The organism is Streptomyces sp. NPDC059003 (assembly GCF_042740445.1).
Lineage (GTDB): Bacteria > Actinomycetota > Actinomycetes > Streptomycetales > Streptomycetaceae > Streptomyces.
Genome location: NZ_JBHYJH010000108.1, coordinates 1 through 16,850 on the forward strand (window position 1 = coordinate 1; position 16,850 = coordinate 16,850).

At 67.7% G+C, this 16,850-nt stretch carries 16 protein-coding genes and 1 pseudogene; 2 read left to right on the forward strand and 15 right to left on the reverse strand.

Annotated elements, in window-relative coordinates; genetic code table 11:
• Nucleotides 1-218 precede the first annotated feature (218 nt).
• Nucleotides 219-1,463 (forward strand): helix-turn-helix domain-containing protein, encoded by a 1,245-nt coding sequence (locus tag ACFWZ5_RS30315; RefSeq protein WP_384803544.1) that lies wholly within the window; start codon nt 219-221, stop codon nt 1,461-1,463.
• Between the two features lie 411 nt (nt 1,464-1,874).
• Here ACFWZ5_RS30315 and ACFWZ5_RS30320 read toward each other — a convergent pair whose 3' ends face one another.
• From ACFWZ5_RS30320 to ACFWZ5_RS30355, 8 genes are all read right to left on the reverse strand, one after another.
• Nucleotides 1,875-2,033 (reverse strand): hypothetical protein, encoded by a 159-nt coding sequence (locus tag ACFWZ5_RS30320; protein WP_384803547.1) that lies wholly within the window; start codon nt 2,031-2,033, stop codon nt 1,875-1,877.
• A complete protein-coding gene (locus ACFWZ5_RS30325) occupies nt 2,030-3,304 on the reverse strand; it encodes a phage major capsid protein (RefSeq protein ID WP_384803550.1) in 1,275 nt (424 codons plus the stop codon). The genes ACFWZ5_RS30320 and ACFWZ5_RS30325 overlap by 4 nt, the downstream gene beginning before the upstream one ends.
• Nucleotides 3,305-3,510: 206 nt before the next feature.
• Entirely contained in the window at nt 3,511-3,780 is a 270-nt protein-coding gene (locus ACFWZ5_RS30330) for a hypothetical protein (RefSeq protein ID WP_384803553.1), read from the reverse strand.
• 381 nt (nt 3,781-4,161) lie between these two features.
• Nucleotides 4,162-5,463: a hypothetical protein gene (locus tag ACFWZ5_RS30335; protein WP_384803556.1), complete on the reverse strand. Its 1,302-nt coding sequence runs from the start codon at nt 5,461-5,463 to the stop codon at nt 4,162-4,164.
• Between the two features lie 32 nt (nt 5,464-5,495).
• On the reverse strand, nt 5,496-5,771 hold the full coding sequence (locus ACFWZ5_RS30340) for a hypothetical protein (RefSeq protein WP_384803559.1): 276 nt from the start codon (nt 5,769-5,771) through the stop codon (nt 5,496-5,498).
• On the reverse strand, nt 5,768-6,520 hold the full coding sequence (locus ACFWZ5_RS30345) for a hypothetical protein (RefSeq protein ID WP_384891592.1): 753 nt from the start codon (nt 6,518-6,520) through the stop codon (nt 5,768-5,770). Before ACFWZ5_RS30345 ends, ACFWZ5_RS30340 begins: the two co-directional genes overlap by 4 nt.
• Complete coding sequence (locus tag ACFWZ5_RS30350) at nt 6,510-6,761, reverse strand: hypothetical protein (RefSeq protein WP_384803568.1); 252 nt, start codon at nt 6,759-6,761, stop codon at nt 6,510-6,512. Before ACFWZ5_RS30350 ends, ACFWZ5_RS30345 begins: the two co-directional genes overlap by 11 nt.
• Before the next feature lie 366 nt (nt 6,762-7,127).
• Complete coding sequence (locus tag ACFWZ5_RS30355) at nt 7,128-8,579, reverse strand: recombinase family protein (RefSeq protein WP_384803571.1); 1,452 nt, start codon at nt 8,577-8,579, stop codon at nt 7,128-7,130.
• Between ACFWZ5_RS30355 and ACFWZ5_RS30360 the strand changes: the two genes are divergently transcribed.
• Entirely contained in the window at nt 8,578-9,306 is a 729-nt protein-coding gene (locus ACFWZ5_RS30360; RefSeq protein WP_384803574.1) for a phosphatase PAP2 family protein, read from the forward strand. The genes ACFWZ5_RS30355 and ACFWZ5_RS30360 overlap by 2 nt on opposite strands.
• Here the strand turns inward: ACFWZ5_RS30360 and ACFWZ5_RS30365 are convergent.
• From ACFWZ5_RS30365 to ACFWZ5_RS30395, 7 genes and pseudogenes are all read right to left on the reverse strand, one after another.
• Nucleotides 9,260-10,270, reverse strand: a pseudogene (locus ACFWZ5_RS30365) (chitinase); the annotation flags it as partial. The gene ACFWZ5_RS30360 and the pseudogene ACFWZ5_RS30365 overlap by 47 nt on opposite strands.
• 273 nt (nt 10,271-10,543) lie before the next feature.
• Complete coding sequence (locus tag ACFWZ5_RS30370; RefSeq protein WP_384891595.1) at nt 10,544-11,074, reverse strand: hypothetical protein; 531 nt, start codon at nt 11,072-11,074, stop codon at nt 10,544-10,546.
• 143 nt (nt 11,075-11,217) lie between these two features.
• Nucleotides 11,218-12,636, reverse strand: coding sequence for an NAD(P)/FAD-dependent oxidoreductase (locus ACFWZ5_RS30375; RefSeq protein WP_384805003.1), 1,419 nt, complete (start codon nt 12,634-12,636; stop codon nt 11,218-11,220).
• 23 nt (nt 12,637-12,659) lie between these two features.
• Nucleotides 12,660-13,460 (reverse strand): ABC transporter permease, encoded by an 801-nt coding sequence (locus ACFWZ5_RS30380; RefSeq protein ID WP_384805001.1) that lies wholly within the window; start codon nt 13,458-13,460, stop codon nt 12,660-12,662.
• Nucleotides 13,460-14,383 carry an ABC transporter permease gene (locus ACFWZ5_RS30385; RefSeq protein ID WP_384804999.1) on the reverse strand — a complete coding sequence of 308 codons (924 nt, stop codon included), beginning with the start codon at nt 14,381-14,383 and terminating at the stop codon, nt 13,460-13,462. Before ACFWZ5_RS30385 ends, ACFWZ5_RS30380 begins: the two co-directional genes overlap by 1 nt.
• On the reverse strand, nt 14,380-15,525 hold the full coding sequence (locus tag ACFWZ5_RS30390) for an ABC transporter ATP-binding protein (protein WP_384804997.1): 1,146 nt from the start codon (nt 15,523-15,525) through the stop codon (nt 14,380-14,382). The genes ACFWZ5_RS30385 and ACFWZ5_RS30390 overlap by 4 nt, the downstream gene beginning before the upstream one ends.
• A 53-nt stretch (nt 15,526-15,578) precedes the next feature.
• Complete coding sequence (locus ACFWZ5_RS30395) at nt 15,579-16,823, reverse strand: PotD/PotF family extracellular solute-binding protein (RefSeq protein WP_384804995.1); 1,245 nt, start codon at nt 16,821-16,823, stop codon at nt 15,579-15,581.
• Between the last annotated feature and the right edge of the window lie 27 nt (nt 16,824-16,850).

Below are 16,850 nucleotides of genomic sequence, written 5' to 3' on the forward strand. Positions count from 1 at the left end.
CTTCGTATCGACAACTAGGGGGTGCTCCTTGTCGTCGCCGTGCGCGCTTCCCTCGATCGGGCGGTCGTGCGTAGATTCGGTCATGGCTGCCTGTCCCATCAGGTGGTCCGCGCCCCGGGACCGGTCGCACGGTCGCCGGGGTCCTGCATCACGACCCTTGCGCTGGCGGCCCGCCGCTCCTATCCCGCCGCCCTATAGGTGCGCCCTATATTTGAGCCATGGGGGAATCCCGCCCGGACTTGTGGGCACACCCACAGCTACTCGCAGCCCTCTCCAGCGGTGACTGGGGCGCGGTCTTCCGCACGTACCGGAAGCTCACGGGGATCAGTCAGACGAAGCTTGGGGATCGGGTAGGGCTCGCTCAGCCAGACGTCTCCGACATCGAGCGCGGCCGACGGTGCGTCACCTCCGCAGAAGTCCAGCAGCGCATCCGGGTCGGCCTCGGGGCACCTGATACCGCAGCCGCTTCGGAACCAGCCCACAAGCTGCCCTTGCCATCGCTCACACTGTCCTGCCCCGGACCGGACGAAGACTTGTTGGCTCGTGTGACGAGCGTCGTCGACGCCCACACTCGCGTGGACACCGCCACTCTCGATTGGTTGGACAACCTACTTGCCGAACACCGCCGCGCCGAAGACCTCATCGGATCGCGGCCACTTGTAGACGTGATGCGTCAGCAGCTTCGAACGGTCGTCGACTTGCACGGGGGCGCGCGCGGCCCTCTGGCCGACCGCGTCGTACGACTGGCGGCCGAGCACGCGCAGTTCCTCGCGTGGATGGCGCAGGACCAGGACCAGAGCGCTGCCGCGCTCGCTTGGTACGACAGATCCCACGAGTGGGCACTGGAGGCGGGGGACGCCAACATGGCCGCCACGACGTTGAACATGAAAGCGCACCTGGCGTGGTCCAAGGGACGCGGTACTCGATGTGTACGCCTCGCCGAAGCGTCCCGCTGGTCCGCTCCGGGTACGTCCCTCGGCGTGCAGGGCATGGCCACGCAGATGGCAGCCAGAGGGCACGCACTCAACAGCGAGGCCGACGACGCTCACCGCCTCCTCGACAAAGCGCAGGAGATCATGAGCCGAGCGGCCGAGCGCCCCGAGGACGAGCCGCCATGGATGTACTTCTACTCAGCCAACTGGTTCACGTTGCAACGCGGGATGGCGACGCTGCACCTGCGCGACTGGCGGTCAGCCGTGGACCAACTCACGGGCGGACTATCCGCGATGCCGGACGAGTACCGGCGTGACAAGACGTGGTTCCGCGCCTGCCTCGCGCACGCGCAGGCCGGTGCCGGTGAGACCGCTGAGGCCCTCGCCATCGCCATGGCCATCGTCCCCGACGCCGCAGCGGTCGGGCGTCCGCATTCGTGGAACGAACTGCACACCACAGCAGCCATACTCATGCGTCGGTCCCCAGCGCAGGCGCGGCAACTGGTCGCCGCTCTTCGAGAGTTTGACTGATCACGAAGCTCACCACCTCGCATAGCCATGCATTCGATCTCGACGGCGCCCCCAATGCCGGGTGCCGCAAACGATCTGCGCATGACTATGCACGCCTCCGACCTGCACGAATTCGAGTAGAGAGAAAATCGGGCGATAAGAGCGTCAGCGGTCACCGATGCACTAATCTACGATCGACCCCTACCCCCCATGCGCGATCAGCGACAAGGCTCTGACCAGCAGTAACGTGGCGCCCGATCAGCTCTGCCGCTGCATGCATTTACTGATCCCGACATTACTACGCTCAAGATTCGCCGCAGCGCATGAAATAGCCGATCCACGCATAAAGGAGCAGCGCCCCGAGGTCGAGAGCCATCAGAGACCTCGGGGCGCTGCGACCCGACGCCAGAAGCGGAGAACGGCGCCGGGGTCCTAGTCGACCTCGCCGTCGCTGTCCGGCAGCGCGCGCCACAGCTCGGCGTTGATTCCTTCGCGGCGCGTACCGAGCGCGGCAGCCAGTTTGTCAAACTCGACTTCACGCGCCTGCTCATTGTGCTGTTTGACCTCGCGCAGCACTTCGAAGCCGCTCACGAGCGGACTCCGACATCGACAACGAATGCAGACGGCTGGAATACCTGGATATCACCACGGAGCCAGGCGAGGAAGGCGACCTGGCCATTGTCCGCATACCGCTCACGCAGGAACTCGATACGGAATTCGGTACGGATTCCGATACCGAGCTGCGACCAGTCCGCCGTGTAGATCTCTGAGCAGTCGGTCGATGTACCAACCGTCAGGTTCACTGGCACCTGCTTCGTCGGCAGCATGGGCAGCATGCTCGTGGGCGGCTGAAGATACGCGTTCGTCGTCGCTTCCTTGAGCTTGGACAGGCTCGTATTCGTACGAGGTGCCTGGATGTGATAGCTCGGCTCGAAGTTGTTATTCCGGACGGCACCCACCGCATCCAGGTGGAAGTCGTAGTTTGTGATGGCCGCCCCGTTCGCCCCGTGCGAGGTGGAGGTGACCCCTGCCGTATTGAGTACCCCCCGAGGTTCGGGAGAGGTCCCCGAACCGCGCAGAGCGACCCGGTCCATTTCAAGGGCTATCTGCTGGGCGAAGCTGTTCGCGATGACGTTGGACGCGGACGGGTCGGAGTCCTCGAAGAGTTCGACACTCATGGTCACAAGGCGATTCAGAGAACGGGCCGTGAACGTCACCGAGTCGAACGTCATGTCGGCTGCCGTAATGGCGGCGTTCTCGTTGCGCCATCCGGGAGTTCCTTCGCCGGTGAGGCGGGCAATCTTCAGGGTCTGTGCCGTCATCGGAACGAAGGTCGCGCCTGCCTGTGCGACACGCATTTGGTTGCGTGCGAGGTCGATGACATTGGATGCCAGAGGCGTGGGTACGAGATAGCCGCCTGCCGAAAGGGTGCCCTCGGACAGCGCCTTGCGTTCGGCGTCGGCGTCCTTCCATTTTCCGGTGGCCATGCCCCGGATGAGCTTGTCGAAGTTCAGCCCCTCGTGGTCGCGGTCGCTGTGACCGTTGTCGCGCGACCACTGCGTGAAGGTCTGTCCCTTGCGCAGGACTTCAGCACCCTTGAGGTTCCGGCCCCCCTGGTGCGGAGCACCGTACGGGCGCGCACCGTCGCCGGATTCGGCCCCGTAGCAGCCGCCCTCGACAACGTCCGCAACTTTCTTCAGGCGGTCGATTTCAGAGTTCAGGTCGCGGACGTACCGGACCTTTTCCTCGACCGTGTGACGGTTCTTGATGGTGACACGGGACAGGTCACATTCCGGCCCCGCTTCGTCGAGTATGCGCTTCAGTTCAGCCCTGGCTGATTCCAGGGCAGGAAAGTAGGTCATGGGGAACCCCGGGAGTTCAGCACGCACAAGGGCGTGCGGGAGCAGAGGAATTCGGCTCGTGCGCGACTGCGCGATTTCCCGGGCCGCACCGGTCGGCGTCTACGGACGCCCCGGGCGACAGCGGTAGCCGAACGCGTCGCCCGCGTTCTCGCCGGGCCTCTGCCCGACTATGCGGCTGCTTCTCAGGATACGCACCTGACAGTGCGTCAGTGAGTCGTGAACAGTTCGTCGGCCCGCGCGGCCGTCGCGGACCATGCCATCCAGACGGGGTCACTGACCGACCGGTAGTGCCGGGCCAGTTCGCGGACCGCGTTGGCGGGGTCGCGCGGCACGAAGCCCGGCGTCACGGTCGCCGCATCGACGGCCTGAACGAGTGCGGTCACGCCCTCACGGAAGCGCGCGCGTTCATCGGCCGACAAGACCGAAAGGGCGAGCGTCAAGGGGTCACGCTCAGGGGGCGTGGTGTCGTCGGCCATGGCCGATCCTCCGGTGGTCTCGTGTTCGTGCGAAGTTGGGTGATCTTGGATGTGGGGCGCTCTAGCGGGCGTTGACGGGATCGGCGGCGCCCGCGCGCCGGGGCGACACCGAGCGGGGCCTGAGGGGGCGTCCGGCGGTGTGGGCGGGGGCGCCTGGCTTCGCTGGCCGACCAGCCCCCTGCATGGGATGGAAAGCCTCTATCCATCCCCGTCCAGCGATCTCGTCTGTGCCGCTTCGACTCTGCCGTGATCTTGCTCTGCGTTGCTTCGCTCTGTGTTGCGTCTCCCTGCCCTGCCGCCTGCCCCGTCTTACGCCGGGGGCAGGGAGGCAGGGTCTGTGGGGAGGTAAGACACCCTGCTGTCGGCAGGGTCACGGCGGGGTCAGGCAGGGTCGGGAGGAGGAACCTCCCCATCACCGTCCAACTGGTCGTCACCTCCCGCCGGATGGTGCGTCGTGGGCTGCCCGATGCCGCCCTTGTCGATCCGCAGCTGGTCGTGCGCGACGAGCCACTCCCGCGTCCAGTCGATCTTGTCGTTGGCGCCGGTGACGCCCGACCGGATAGCCGTGGTGGAACACCCCGGGTTCTTCGCCACGAAGGCAAGGACGGCCTCGCGCAGCTTCTGGGGCGGCGCCTCCTCGTACCCCCGGTCCTCCGATACCGGCTTCGGCTCAGCGACCCAGATGCTGGCGTCCGGCCCCGCGCGGAACACGCTGAAGTCGACGACCAGGTTGGCGAAGTACTGCGGCGTGCGCCCCGGTCGGGCGTGTTTCCTGATCCACCCCATCCGGTCCTTCTCGACCTTGAGGCGGCTCACCCCCCGTACGCCCTTGCCGATCGGCGCGACCGGGTCCAGGAGGTACGAGACGCCCGTGATCGCGGACTTCTTGTGCTGCGAGCCGATGGCCCGCTTCTCGCCGTGCGGGATGTGATCGGCGACGACGACACCCCAGCCGGCGAGCGCGAACGGCTTGGTCAGCTTCGCGTGCCAGGCCGCGACGTCGGGGCCGTCCTTGTCCGAGAGTCCTTCCAGCGCCAGGGACTCGGTCATGCCGTCGAAGATGGCGAGGCTGCCCCTCTTGCCGACCAGCGCACTGAAGTCGGCCATGTCCGCCTCGCTGAGCGCCGCTACAGGATGCCTGTAATGGAAATACGTCAGCACCGCGTCCCGGCTTGCTCCGAGCAGCCTGAGCCGTTGGACGATGCTGCGCTTGTCGTCCTCGAAGTCGACGTAGGCGACGTGGCGCCCCTTGTTGATTTCCTGGACGCCCGACAGGCAGAGCAGCCACGACTTACCGGCCTCGGACTCCGCGTGCACACCATTGATCTTCCCGCTGTAGAAGGTCCCGTAAGGGCACACGCCCATGAGGTCGCGCACGGTGCCGATGTCCGTCCGTACCTCGGTCTCTGCGTCGTCCCACACCTCGGCCAAGTCCTCGTGCGCCCACGACCGGGGGAGGTCGACAGCCTTCTTGGCCTTGTACCTGCGTTCGCTCTCGTCGTTGTCTTCGCGAGACTCGACGCCCTTCTGAATGCGGTTCTCTCGGAACGCCGCGTCACGCCGGGACCGATCCCGTACGAGTTCCTGGAACTCGGCCTTCTGGTGGTCCGGGATACCGAATGCAATGGCTGTCTGCTGCTCACTCGTGAGCGCGGCGAGGTAGGCGTAGGCGAACCCTTCCAAGGCTGCCGGAAACAAGCTGTACGCCGGGGCCGTCATTCCGCACCCCCGTCATCGACCCGCACAGCCACCATCGAAACACCAGCGCGGGCCGCCGCACGGAACACGTCGCCGGTATCGGCGACAGCACCACTCAGCACCGGGCATCCAGGACTGTGCACAACGTCGATGTGCAGGACGCCGAGAGCGTCGCGGCGGACTCCGTGAACCTCGGCTACACAGCTCCCGCAGCGATACGCCCGCGCAAGCTTCAGCGCCGCCTTGGCGGGCCTCTGACGGCGGTGCTTGCCGTTCGGCTTGCGGCGGCTCATGACGCATCACCGCCGTCCGAGTACAGCGCGACCAAACTCCGGATGGCGGGTTCGACAAAGTGCCTTCGGATAGGGTCCACAGCTTCCTCGCCCAACTTCTCATTGAAGTCGAGCAGCATCACGGACAACTGTCCGATCACGGTGATCGGCGCAACGCCTCCGTCCAGCGCGTCTAGAATCCAGCGGTCAACCTTGTCCAGGTGGGCGCAGATCGCGTCAGTCACATCCCGGGCTTCAGCATTCGTCATGAACTCTGCTGCCGGAACGGCGTATTGCGCGGCCGTCTCGCGCACGGCGACGGCGGTCGGCTTGCCCCCGGTCCGCTCCCCCGCCTGCCGCCACACCTCGGCGCGCTGTGCCTCGGGGACGCGCCCGAGTTCCCGAGCCTGACGCTCACTGGTCGGCACAGGAAGCCCGGCGTCTACCACGGTAGACACGACCTCGGCGGCGGACATCAGCTGATAGGCGCGGCCACGGGAAAGGCCCCACCGGGTCTCGCAGTAGACCGCGAAGGTGCCGAACTGGTCGCGGTAGAGGCGCCGTTCACGGACCTCGGCCAGCGCTCTGCCGACTTCGACGAAGGTCTGAATACCCCGCTCGATGACGCCTTCGAGGTGTGCCAGATCGTTACGCTCGTCGGGACTCAGCGGGGAACCGTCGGATACCGTGGACACCGTCGACGCCGCGCCCTGGTTGTTGATATCGACCCCCGGCTGCACACTGGGGGTCGACCCGTGTTCAGGCGACATCCTGAGCACCCCGCATTCCGGGGTGCAGAAGCGCAGCGAGCTTCGTGAGCTGGTCGTCAGTCAGTTCAGGCGCGGTGTCGACGATATTCCGGATGTACGACTCGACGTTCGCGGCTTTCAGGGCGCGGTCGATGTCGGTGGTATCGGCGTCCGGGCGATGCCGCTTAGTGACAGCCTTCTTGGCACGCAGACGTCCCACTTCAGCGGGAACATTGCGCTTTGAATTCTTTGTTTCAGACAAGGGGAATCAGCCTTTATGATGAAACGGAAGGGGATTCCCTGCGTGTCCGGAGCTGTGCTTACCACCCGACCAGGTGGAATTACTGGCATGACGCTCAAATGAAGCGGACAGCCCTTGCGCGTCCACGCGATGCTGTAACGACAGCACCAGGCCGTACCGCTTCCGCAGGAGTGCGGGTTCCAGCAGACTCCTTAAACTCTAAGCGGCGCATACATGTTCGAGCGAGATTTGATCGAAAAGATTCCGTGAAGAGTCATGGAGATCTCGTAAAGTCAACTCCAAATAGATCAACAAGGGAGAACCCCCAGCCGAAGCCAGGGGCTCAAGATCCGACACGAACAGCTCGTGCGAACCCTTTGTCTTGGATCAAGCCGCGCGCACCCACCTGATCCGGTCGAACACCGTCGCCGACGCGGTCACGGCCGCAGTCGGTTGGATTCGAGGCTGTCCGATCACGTCAGCGCTGAGCAACAACGCCGCTATGGCTCGCTGCGCCGCCACGGGAGTGCGCTCCCAGCGGCCAGCGACGTCAGGGCCGGGGCCGAACAGCGTGCTGAGCTTGGTCGGGCGGATTAGATTCCGCTGCCGCTCCTCCAACTCACCGATCCGGCCCTCAAGCCGCTCGGCGCGGCGCGCGAACCTGCGCTCCTCGCTCAGCGTCTCGGGTTCCGCGTGCTCAGTCTCCTGAAGGTCCGCACGCGCCTTGGCGAGGGCATCACGGATCTCGGCCGCCTCTCCCGTGGCGTCGTCAGCATCGAGGATCTGATAGACGTCACGGCGCGCCAAGTAGCTCAGAATCACGCCGGGCCGTTCGGCGGTCCCGACGAAGATCTCATCCACTTCTTCCTTCGGGACGCGCCAACACCCCTTCTTACACTCGTAATTGATCTCCTTGCTGCGGTTTCGAACCGTGATCGGACCCGTGCACCGATCGCACGTGATTGCCCCTGTGAGGGCGTAGTGGGCCCCGCCAGGGTTCCCCTTGACGCGGGACGGATCGGAGACGATCCGCTGCACGTCGAAGAACAGTTCGTCACTGACGAGCCGGGGCCACGCTGCCTTCACCGTGCCGCTCCTCGTGGCGCGAAGTCCGATGTAGCAGACGTGTGTGACCAGGTCTCGCAGAGTCTGAGCCGACAGTGGCTTTCCGCGTCGCCCGACGATCCCCCGGGCAGCCCAATCCCGCTCGATCTCGCAGAACGGGTCGTGGGCCCGACTGCGCTCGAAGAGTTCAACGATCCATGGGGCTTCGACCGGATGGGCGTACTGCCGGACAGGGACGCGCTTGCCCCTCTTGATCTCGTACTCTCGCGCGTAACCAAGAGGGACTATGCCGTGCGGCTTGCCGTCGCGGATGTTCGCTTCGATCCCTCGACGGGTGCGAGCGGACAAGCGCCGTACCTCTATCTCGGAACTCACGCCGTCCGACAGCAGCGTCTCGCGGTCGCGGTAGTTCGAGGGGTCGTAAGTCCGGTCGTGGCTCGTAACGTGGATCAGGATGCCGCAGTCCTCACACAGGTCCAACAGGGTGGCCCATTCACCCACGCGGCGAGAGCCCCGGCTCGACTCCCACAGCCACAGGATCTGAGCCTTGAACTGATCGCTCCGCAGGTCCGCGATCAGCCTGTCGAAGTCGCCGCGCGCGTGCTTCGCGTACGGCGACGCGCTGCCCTGATCGCTGTACGGCACCCCGAGCGTGACACCCTCACGGGCAGACGCGCGACTGTTGTCGTCGTGCTGCTCGGTGATCGAGCGCTCGCCACGCGCAGAGACCCTCAAGTACTCGCGACCGATCATTCCTGACAGGCTGTTGACCATGGCTACCTCCCCGGACCCACAGGACCCGCACACCCAGTGTGCGCCTACCTCTCAAGGTAGAAGGCCCCCTGTTCCGAGGCGGCCGACCCTCCTTCTCGGCGCCGTTCTCTGCGCCACCCTCTTCACCCTCCTGACCTGGCAGATCGCCGCCGACGGCCCCCTGCGCCGCCTCGACGAGCGCCTCGGCCGCGCCCTGATCGACGGCCCCCTGCCTGACGGCGTCGCCGAACTCCTCGCCGACCTCGGCAACACGGCGGTCGCGCTCCCGGTCCTGGCCGCGGTCATCGCGGGCACCGCCTGGCGCGCCCGCGGCTCCGGTGCGTACCGCTGGTGGCTGCCGCCCCTGCTCGCGGCCCTCGCGATGGCGGCCGTCCCCGCGCTCGTCGTCCCCCTGAAGGCGGCCGTGGACCGGCCGGGACCGCCGGGCGCGGACGGCACCGGCTACTACCCGTCGGGCCACACCGCCACGGCCACCGTCGCCTACGGCGCCGCGGTGCTCCTGCTGCTCCCGCACCTGTCCCGCCTCCGGCGCGCCCTGCCCCTCGCCTGCGTCCTGCTGAACGCAGGCGTGGGACTCGGCCTGGTGGTCCGCGGCTACCACTGGCCCGCGGACGTGGTCGGGAGCTGGCTGCTGTGCGGGGTGCTGCTCCAGGCCCTGGTGCTCGTACGCCTGTCGGCGCTCAGCCGAAGTACGCGTCGAAGTTCTTCGAGAACTCCTGGTTGTTGAAGCGGTCCCAGTTGATCGACCAGGTCATCAGGCCGCGCAGCGCGGGCCACTTGCCGTGGGGCTTGTACGCGCCGCAGTTGGTGTTCTTCGTCAGGCAGTCCAGGGCCTTGTTGACCTCGCCGGGCGCGACGTGGCCGTTGCCCGCCTGCGGGGACGCGGGCATGCCGATGGCCACCTTCTGCGGGGGCAGGGGCGGGAAGACGTTGGCCGCGTTGCCCTTCACCGGGAAGCCGGTCAGGAGCATGTCGGTCATGGCGATGTGGAAGTCGGCGCCGCCCATCTGGTGGTACTGGTTGTCGAGGCCCATGATCGGGCCCGAGTTGTAGTCCTGGACGTGCAGCAGCGTCAGGTCGTCGCGCAGGGCGTGGATGACCGGCAGATAGGCGCCCGCGCGCGGGTCGGCGCCCCACTGCCCCGGGCCGTAGTGCTGGTAGCCGAGCTGCACGAAGAAGGTCTCCGGCGCCATGGTGAGGGTGAAGTCCGGGCCGTACTTGGCCTTGAGGGTCTTCACGGCGGCGATCAGGTTCACGATCACCGGGGTCTTCGGGTTCTTGAAGTCGGTGTCGCTCGCGTCCAGGGAGAGCGAGTGGCCCTCGAAGTCGATGTCGAGGCCGTCGAGCCCGTACTCGTCGATGATCGCCGAGACGGAGCGTACGAAGGTGTCGCGGGCCTGGGCGGTGGCGAGCCGCACCTGGCCGTTCTGGCCGCCGATGGAGATCAGGACCTTCTTGCCCTGCGCCTGCTTGGCCTTGACGGCGGCCTTGAACTCGTCCTTGGTCTCGACGTTCGGGCACTCCGTCTTCGGGCAGAGGCCGAAGCGTATGTCGCCCGACGTCGGCGAGGTCGGCTCGCCGAACGCGAGGTCGATGATGTCCCAGCTCGCCGGGGTGTCCGCGAGGCGCGTGTAGCCGGAGCCGTTGGCGAAGCTGGTGTGGAGGTAGCCGACCAGGGCGTGTTCGGGCAGGGCCCTGGCCTCCGGGGTGGTGGAGGTGGGGGAGGTGCCGGCTGCCGCGGCCGGGAGCTGGGCCGCGAGCAGGCCGGACGCCGCGAGCGCGAGGGCGGCGGCCGCGGTCCGGATTCCGGTGCTGCGTGGGCCTGGACGGGAGCGGGAGTGCGCCACAACTGCCTCCGGGAGTGGGGGTGGTGGAGAGCAGGACACACTCAAGTTGGTCCAGACCAATAAGCTTGTCAAGTCCCTGTCAGGTGGTCGGGGCGGTCAGGGTCGCTCGGCGGGCGGTCAGGATGGTCGATCGGGATCGTCGGGCCTGTGGGGTGGCTCGTACGGGCCCGGGCCGCCCGGGCGTTCCGGCTCCTCCTGGGACTCGCGCGCAAGGGACGCCGCCGCCTCGTGCATCGCGAGTTCGAGGAGCGCCGGGTCCACGAGCGTGCCCGAGCCGTCCGGCGGGATGATCCAGCGCACCGCGCCCGTCGACCGGCCCGGGTACGGCACGACGATCCAGGTGCCGCGGCCCGCGCCGCGCACCCCCGTGCCCACCCAGCGCGCGACCGTGCCCGCGGGCACGAAGAACCCCATCCGCGCGTCCCCGAAGTCGGCGAGCACCGGGCCCGGCCGGTCGACCACCCGCGTCAGGACGTCGAGCGTGGGATAGCCGAGCTCGGCCGGCAGGATGAGGACGTCCCAGAGCCTGCCCGCCGGGAGCAGCGCGACCCCGAGGGGGTTGCGCTCCCACTCCCAGCGGCAGGCATCCGGATCCGGCGCCACCGACACCAGCCACTCGACCGCGGTTTTCGCCCCCGAACCATTCATGGGGACCCTTCCTTTCGTGTAGGACGGTTCGTCTGCCACGAGGGAGAGGGGCCAGGGGGCCGGGCATTACGCGAGTCCCGGCTACCAGTTGGTAGTGAGGCGGGTCACTGATCGCGGTGGGCGTACGCCGGTGCGCCCGGGGGTCAGCTGTCGAAGCCGAGCCCCATCTTGTCCATCGCCCGCAGCCAGGCGTTCCGGCGGCCGCCGTTCTCGTCGGCCCGGGCGAGCGCCCGCTTGGTGAGGGTCACTCCGGTCCAGGTGAACGGCTCCGGGGGGAACGGCAGGGGCTTGGAGCGGACCATCTCCAGGGCCGTACGCTCCGTGTGCTCGCCCGCGAGCAGGTCCAGCATCACGTCGGCGCCGAAGCGGGTCGCGCCGACGCCGAGGCCCGTGAACCCGGCGGCGTACGCGACGCGGTCCCCGTACGCCGTGCCGAAGAACGCCGAGAAGCGCGAGCAGGTGTCGATCGCGCCGCCCCACGCGTGTGTGAAGGACAGCCCCTCCAGCTGCGGGAAGCAGGTGAAGAAGTGGTCGGCGAGCTTCGCGAACGTCTCGGGGCGCTGGTCGTACTCGGCGCGCACCTTGCCGCCGAAGGGGTAGATCGCGTCGTAGCCGCCCCACAGGATGCGGTTGTCGGCGGAGAGCCGGAAGTAGTGGAACTGGTTGGCCGCGTCGCCGAGGCCCTGGCGGTTCTGCCAGCCGATCGCGGCCAGCTGCCCGGCGCTGAGCGGCTCGGTCATCAGGGCGTAGTCGTACACCGGGACCGTGTACGGCCGCACGCGCTTGACCAGGGACGGGAAGACGTTCGTGCCGAGGGCGACGTGGCGGGCGAAGGCGCGGCCGTACGGGGTGCGGACGGCCATGCCCGCGCCGGACGAGGCGAGTTCCAGGGCGGGGGTGTGTTCGTAGACGCGGACGCCCAGGTCGAGGCAGGCGCGCTTGAGGCCCCAGGCGAGCTTCGCCGGGTGCAGCATGGCGACGCCGTCGCGGTCCCAGAAGCCGCCGAGGAAGGTCGGCGAGTCGACCTGCTTGCGCAGGGCGTCCGCGTCCAGCATCTCGGTGGTGCCGGTGAGGCCGAGGGCGGCCATCTCCTCGTACATCTCGTGGAGTTCGGCGAGCTGGTGGGGCTTCGTCGCCACGTCGATCTCGCCGGTGCGCTCGAAGTCGCAGTCGATGGCGTACCGGGTGACGGCGGCCTCGATCTCGTCGAGGTTGCGGGCGCCGAGCTCCTCGAGCCTGGCGATCTCCCGGGGCCAGCGGGCCAGGCCGTTGGGGATGCCGTGGGTGAGGGAGGCTGCGCAGAAGCCGCCGTTGCGGCCGGAGGCGGCCCAGGCGATCTCGCGGCCCTCGACGAGGACGACGTCGCGGCCGGGGTCGCGCTCCTTGGCGATGAGGGCGGTCCACAGGCCGCTGTAGCCGCCGCCGACGACGAGCAGGTCGCAGTGCTCGTCGCCGACGAGGGCGGGTACGGGGTCGGGCTTGTCCGGGTCGTCGAGCCAGTACGGGACCGGCTTGGCTTCGGCGAGAGACGTGGTCCAGCGGTTCATGGCAGCAGCGGCCATGATTTCCAACTCCTTCGGAACTCTTAAAGAGACTTCTTGGCGCGGCGCTTTCCGATCAGCATTCCCGCCACGACGAGAAGGACGGCGATGAGGAACATCGCCGTGCCGATCACATTGATTTGAACGGGCGTGCCCCGCTGCGCCGATCCCCAGACGAACATGGGGAACGTCACAGTCGATCCGGCATTGAAGTTCGTGATGATGAAGTCGTCGAAGGAGAGCGCGAACGCGAGCAGCGCGCCCGCGGCGATTCCCGGTGCGGCGATGGGCAGGGTGACGCGCAGGAAGGTCTGCACGGGTCCGGCGTAGAGGTCCTGCGCGGCTTGTTCCAGGCGCGGGTCCATCGACATCACGCGGGCCTTCACGGCGGTCACGACGAAGCTCAGGCAGAACATGATGTGCGCGATGAGGACGGTCCAGAAGCCCAACTGCGCGCCCATGTTGAGGAAGAGCGTGAGCAGCGACGCGGCCATCACGACTTCGGGCATCGCCATCGGCAGGAAGATCAGCGAGTTGACGGCGCCGCGGGCGCGGAAGCGGTAGCGCACGAGCGCGAAGGCGATCATGGTGCCGAGCACGGTGGCGCCGAGCGTCGCCCAGAAGGCGATCTGCAGGCTGAGCGAGAGCGATCCGCACATGTCGGCGACGCCGCACGGGTCTTTCCAGGCGTCGGTGGAGAACTCCTGCCAGGAGTAGTTGAAGCGGCCTTTCGGCTTGTTGAAGGAGAAGACCGTGACGACGACATTGGGGAGCAGGAGATAGGCGAGCGTCAGGAGTCCCGCGATGACGACGAGATTGCGGCGCAGCCAGCGTACGAGGGCCATCAGACGAGATCCTCCGTCCCGGACTTGCGGATGTAGAAGGTCACCATGAGCAGAATGGCGGCCATGAGGATGAAGGAGAGCGCGGCGGCCGTGGGGTAATCCAGAATGCGCAGGAACTGCGTCTGGATGACGTTGCCGACCATGCGGGTGTCGGTGGAGCCCAGCAGGTCGGCGTTGACGTAGTCACCGGCCGCGGGGATGAAGGTGAGCAGCGTGCCGGAGACGACGCCGGGCATGGACAGCGGGAACGTCACCTTGCGGAAGGTCGTGGAGGGCCGGGCGTAGAGGTCGCCCGCGGCCTCGTGCAGGCGGGGGTCGATGCGCTCCAGGGACGTGTAGAGCGGCAGGATCATGAACGGCAGGAAGTTGTACGTGAGTCCGCAGACCACCGCGAGCGGGGTGGCGAGGACGCGGTCGCCGTCGGTGGCGCCGAGCCAGTTCGTGACGTCGAGGACGTGCAGCGAGTTGAGGGCGCCCACGACCGGGCCGCCGTCGGCGAGGATCGTCTTCCACGCCAGCGTGCGGATGAGGAAGCTGGTGAAGAACGGCGCTATGACGAGGACGAGGATGAGGCCCCGCCAGCGGCCCGCCCGGAACGCGATGAGGTACGCGAGCGGGTAGCCGAGCAGCAGGCACAGGACGGTGGCGGCGCCGGCGTAGAGGACGGAGCGCAGGAACTGCGGCCAGTAGTCGCCGAGCGCGTCCCAGTAGGTGGCGAAGTGCCAGGTGACCTTGTAGCCCTCTTCGAGGGAGCCGGTCTGGACGGACGTCGACGCCTGGTAGACGAGCGGCAGGGCGAAGAAGACGAGCAGCCACAGGATGCCGGGGAGCAGCAGCCAGTAGGGGACGAGGCGGCCGCGCTTGCGGGGCTTCGGGGGCGCCGGGGTGTCCTCGACGGGCGGCGCCTTGACGGGGGCGGTCACGCGTCCTCCTCGACCTTCTCCACGCCCGCCTCGACGTCCTGGTCGGCGTCGAGGCCGAAGGTGTGGGCGGGGTTCCAGTGCAGGACGACGTCGGCGCCGGGGACCAGGCGCGGGTCGCGCTCGATGTTCTGCGCGTAGGCCTCGAAGGCGGCGCAGACGGGGCTGTCGATGACGTACTGCGTGGAGACGCCGATGAAGCTGGAGGCGGTGATGCGGCCGGTGATGCGGTTGCGTCCGTCCGGGATCGTGCCCGCGTCGTCGGCGTGCGCGAGCGCGATCTTCTCCGGGCGCACGCCGACGAGGACCTTGCCGCCGGGGGCGGTCGGGGCGCTGCATCGGTGCCTGGGCAGGACCAGTTTGCCGTCGCCCGCCCTGAGGACGACGTCGTCGCCTGCGGCCGAGTCGACGTCGGCCTCGATGAAGTTGGAGGTGCCGAGGAAGTTGGCGACGAACGTGGTGCGCGGGTTCTCGTAGAGGTCGGCGGGTGCGCCCTGCTGTTCGACGCGGCCGCCGTTCATGACGGCGACGGTGTCGGCCATGGTCATGGCCTCTTCCTGGTCGTGGGTGACGTGCACGAAGGTGATGCCGACCTCGGTCTGGATGCGCTTGAGTTCGAGCTGCATCTGGCGGCGCAGCTTGAGGTCGAGGGCGCCGAGGGGCTCGTCGAGGAGCAGCACCTTGGGGTGGTTGATGAGGGCGCGGGCGACGGCGACGCGCTGCTGCTGGCCGCCGGAGAGCTGGTGCGGCTTCTTGCGGGCCTGCTCGCCGAGCTGGACGAGGTCGAGCATGTCGCCGACCTGCTTCTTCACGGACTTGATGCCGCGTCGGCGCAGGCCGAAGGCGACGTTCTCGAAGATGTCGAGGTGCGGGAAGAGCGCGTAGGACTGGAAGACCGTGTTGACGGGCCGCTTGTACGGCGGGAGCGCGGTGACGTCCTGGTCGCCGAGGCGCACGGTGCCGGAGCTCGGCTCCTCCAGGCCCGCGATCATGCGGAGCGTCGTCGTCTTGCCGCAGCCGGACGCGCCGAGCAGCGCGTAGAAGGAGCCCTGGGGCACGGTGAGGTCGAGCGGGTGGACGGCCGTGAAGGAGCCGTACGTCTTGCTGATCCCGGTCAGGCGGACGTCGCCGCTGGTGTCGGTCATGAGTTCTTCCCAGAGGTGTGAGCGGTCGGGACGGCGGGGCGCGGGAGCAGCGGTCAGGAGCCGGTGAGCCGGGCGAACTTCTCCTCGTACGCGGTCTCTTCCTTCGGCGTGAGCGAGCGGAAGGCGTGGGACTTCGCCGCCATGTCCTTGTCGGGGAGGATCAGCGGGTTCCGCGCTGCCTTGGGGTCGATCCTGGCGAGCTCCTCGCGGACGCCGTCGACCGGGCAGACGTAGTTGATGTACGCGGCGAGGCGGGCGGCGGGTTCGGGCTCGAAGTAGTAGTCGATGAGCCGCTCGGCGTTGCGCTTGTGGCGCGCCTTGTTGGGGATCAGGAGGTTGTCCGTGGAGACGATGTAGCCGCTGTCGGGGATGGCGAACTCGATGTCGGGGTTGGCGAGTTTGAGCTGGACGACGTCCCCGGCCCAGGCGACGCAGGCGGCGATGTCGCCCTTGTCGAGGTCGGAGGTGTAGTCGTTGCCGGTGAAGCGGCGGATCTGCCTGCGGTCGACGGCCTTCTGGAGGCGGGCGATGGCCGCGTCGTAGTCGTCGTCGGTGAACCGCGCGGGGTCCTTGCCCATGTCGAGGAGCATCATGCCGACGGTGTCGCGCATCTCGGACAGGAAGCCGACGCGCCCCTTGAGCTTCGGCTCGTCGAGGAGCTGGGAGACGGAGGTGATCTCTTTGCCGTCGGTGGCCTTCTTGTTGTACGCGACGACGGCGGAGATGCCGGTCCAGGGGTACGAGTAGGCGCGGCCGGGGTCCCAGTCGGGCGAGCGGAACTGGGCGGACAGGTTGGCGTAGGCGTGCGGGAGCTGGGACGCGTCCAGTTTCTGGACCCACCCGAAGCGGATGAGGCGGGCGGCGAGCCAGTCGGTGACGCAGATCAGGTCGCGCCCGGTGTCCTGGCCCGCGGCGAGCTGCGGCTTGACCTTCCCGAAGAACTCGTTGTTGTCGTTGATGTCCTCGGTGTACTTGACCGTGATCCCGGTGCGCTTGGTGAACGCGTCGAGGGTGGGGCGCCGCTTGTCGTCGTCGACGTCCATGTACTCGGTCCAGTTGGAGAAGTTGACCCGCTTCTCCTTGGCCGAGCGGTCCTCGGCGGCGATGCCGCCGGTGCCCTTGCCCGCGGCGGGGATGCCGCAGCCGCTCAGGGCGCCGAGTCCGCCCGCGGCGAGCAGGCCGCCGCCGGAGGCACGAAGCAGCGAGCGGCGGGTGAGCGCGGCCCGGCCGCTGTTCAGGCTGCGGTGCATGGCGGCCGCCTGGGCCGGTGACAGGCATGAGGGCTCGTACTGCTCCATGCGTCTGGTTGCCCTTTCGGGAGGGTC

Excerpts from the sequence above, each read along its gene's own strand:
- ACFWZ5_RS30315 (WP_384803544.1), top strand. The coding sequence starts at position 219 with ATGGGGGAATCCCGCCCGGACTTGTGGGCACACCCACAGCTACTCGCA.
- ACFWZ5_RS30325 (WP_384803550.1), bottom strand. The coding sequence starts at position 3,304 with ATGACCTACTTTCCTGCCCTGGAATCAGCCAGGGCTGAACTGAAGCGC.
- ACFWZ5_RS30330 (WP_384803553.1), bottom strand. The coding sequence starts at position 3,780 with ATGGCCGACGACACCACGCCCCCTGAGCGTGACCCCTTGACGCTCGCC.
- ACFWZ5_RS30340 (WP_384803559.1), bottom strand. The coding sequence starts at position 5,771 with ATGAGCCGCCGCAAGCCGAACGGCAAGCACCGCCGTCAGAGGCCCGCC.
- ACFWZ5_RS30345 (WP_384891592.1), bottom strand. The coding sequence starts at position 6,520 with ATGTCGCCTGAACACGGGTCGACCCCCAGTGTGCAGCCGGGGGTCGAT.
- ACFWZ5_RS30360 (WP_384803574.1), top strand. The coding sequence starts at position 8,578 with ATGGCTACCTCCCCGGACCCACAGGACCCGCACACCCAGTGTGCGCCT.
- ACFWZ5_RS30355 (WP_384803571.1), bottom strand. The coding sequence starts at position 8,579 with ATGGTCAACAGCCTGTCAGGAATGATCGGTCGCGAGTACTTGAGGGTC.
- ACFWZ5_RS30370 (WP_384891595.1), bottom strand. The coding sequence starts at position 11,074 with ATGAATGGTTCGGGGGCGAAAACCGCGGTCGAGTGGCTGGTGTCGGTG.
- ACFWZ5_RS30375 (WP_384805003.1), bottom strand. The coding sequence starts at position 12,636 with ATGGCCGCTGCTGCCATGAACCGCTGGACCACGTCTCTCGCCGAAGCC.
- ACFWZ5_RS30380 (WP_384805001.1), bottom strand. The coding sequence starts at position 13,460 with ATGGCCCTCGTACGCTGGCTGCGCCGCAATCTCGTCGTCATCGCGGGA.
- ACFWZ5_RS30390 (WP_384804997.1), bottom strand. The coding sequence starts at position 15,525 with ATGACCGACACCAGCGGCGACGTCCGCCTGACCGGGATCAGCAAGACG.
- ACFWZ5_RS30395 (WP_384804995.1), bottom strand. The coding sequence starts at position 16,823 with ATGGAGCAGTACGAGCCCTCATGCCTGTCACCGGCCCAGGCGGCCGCC.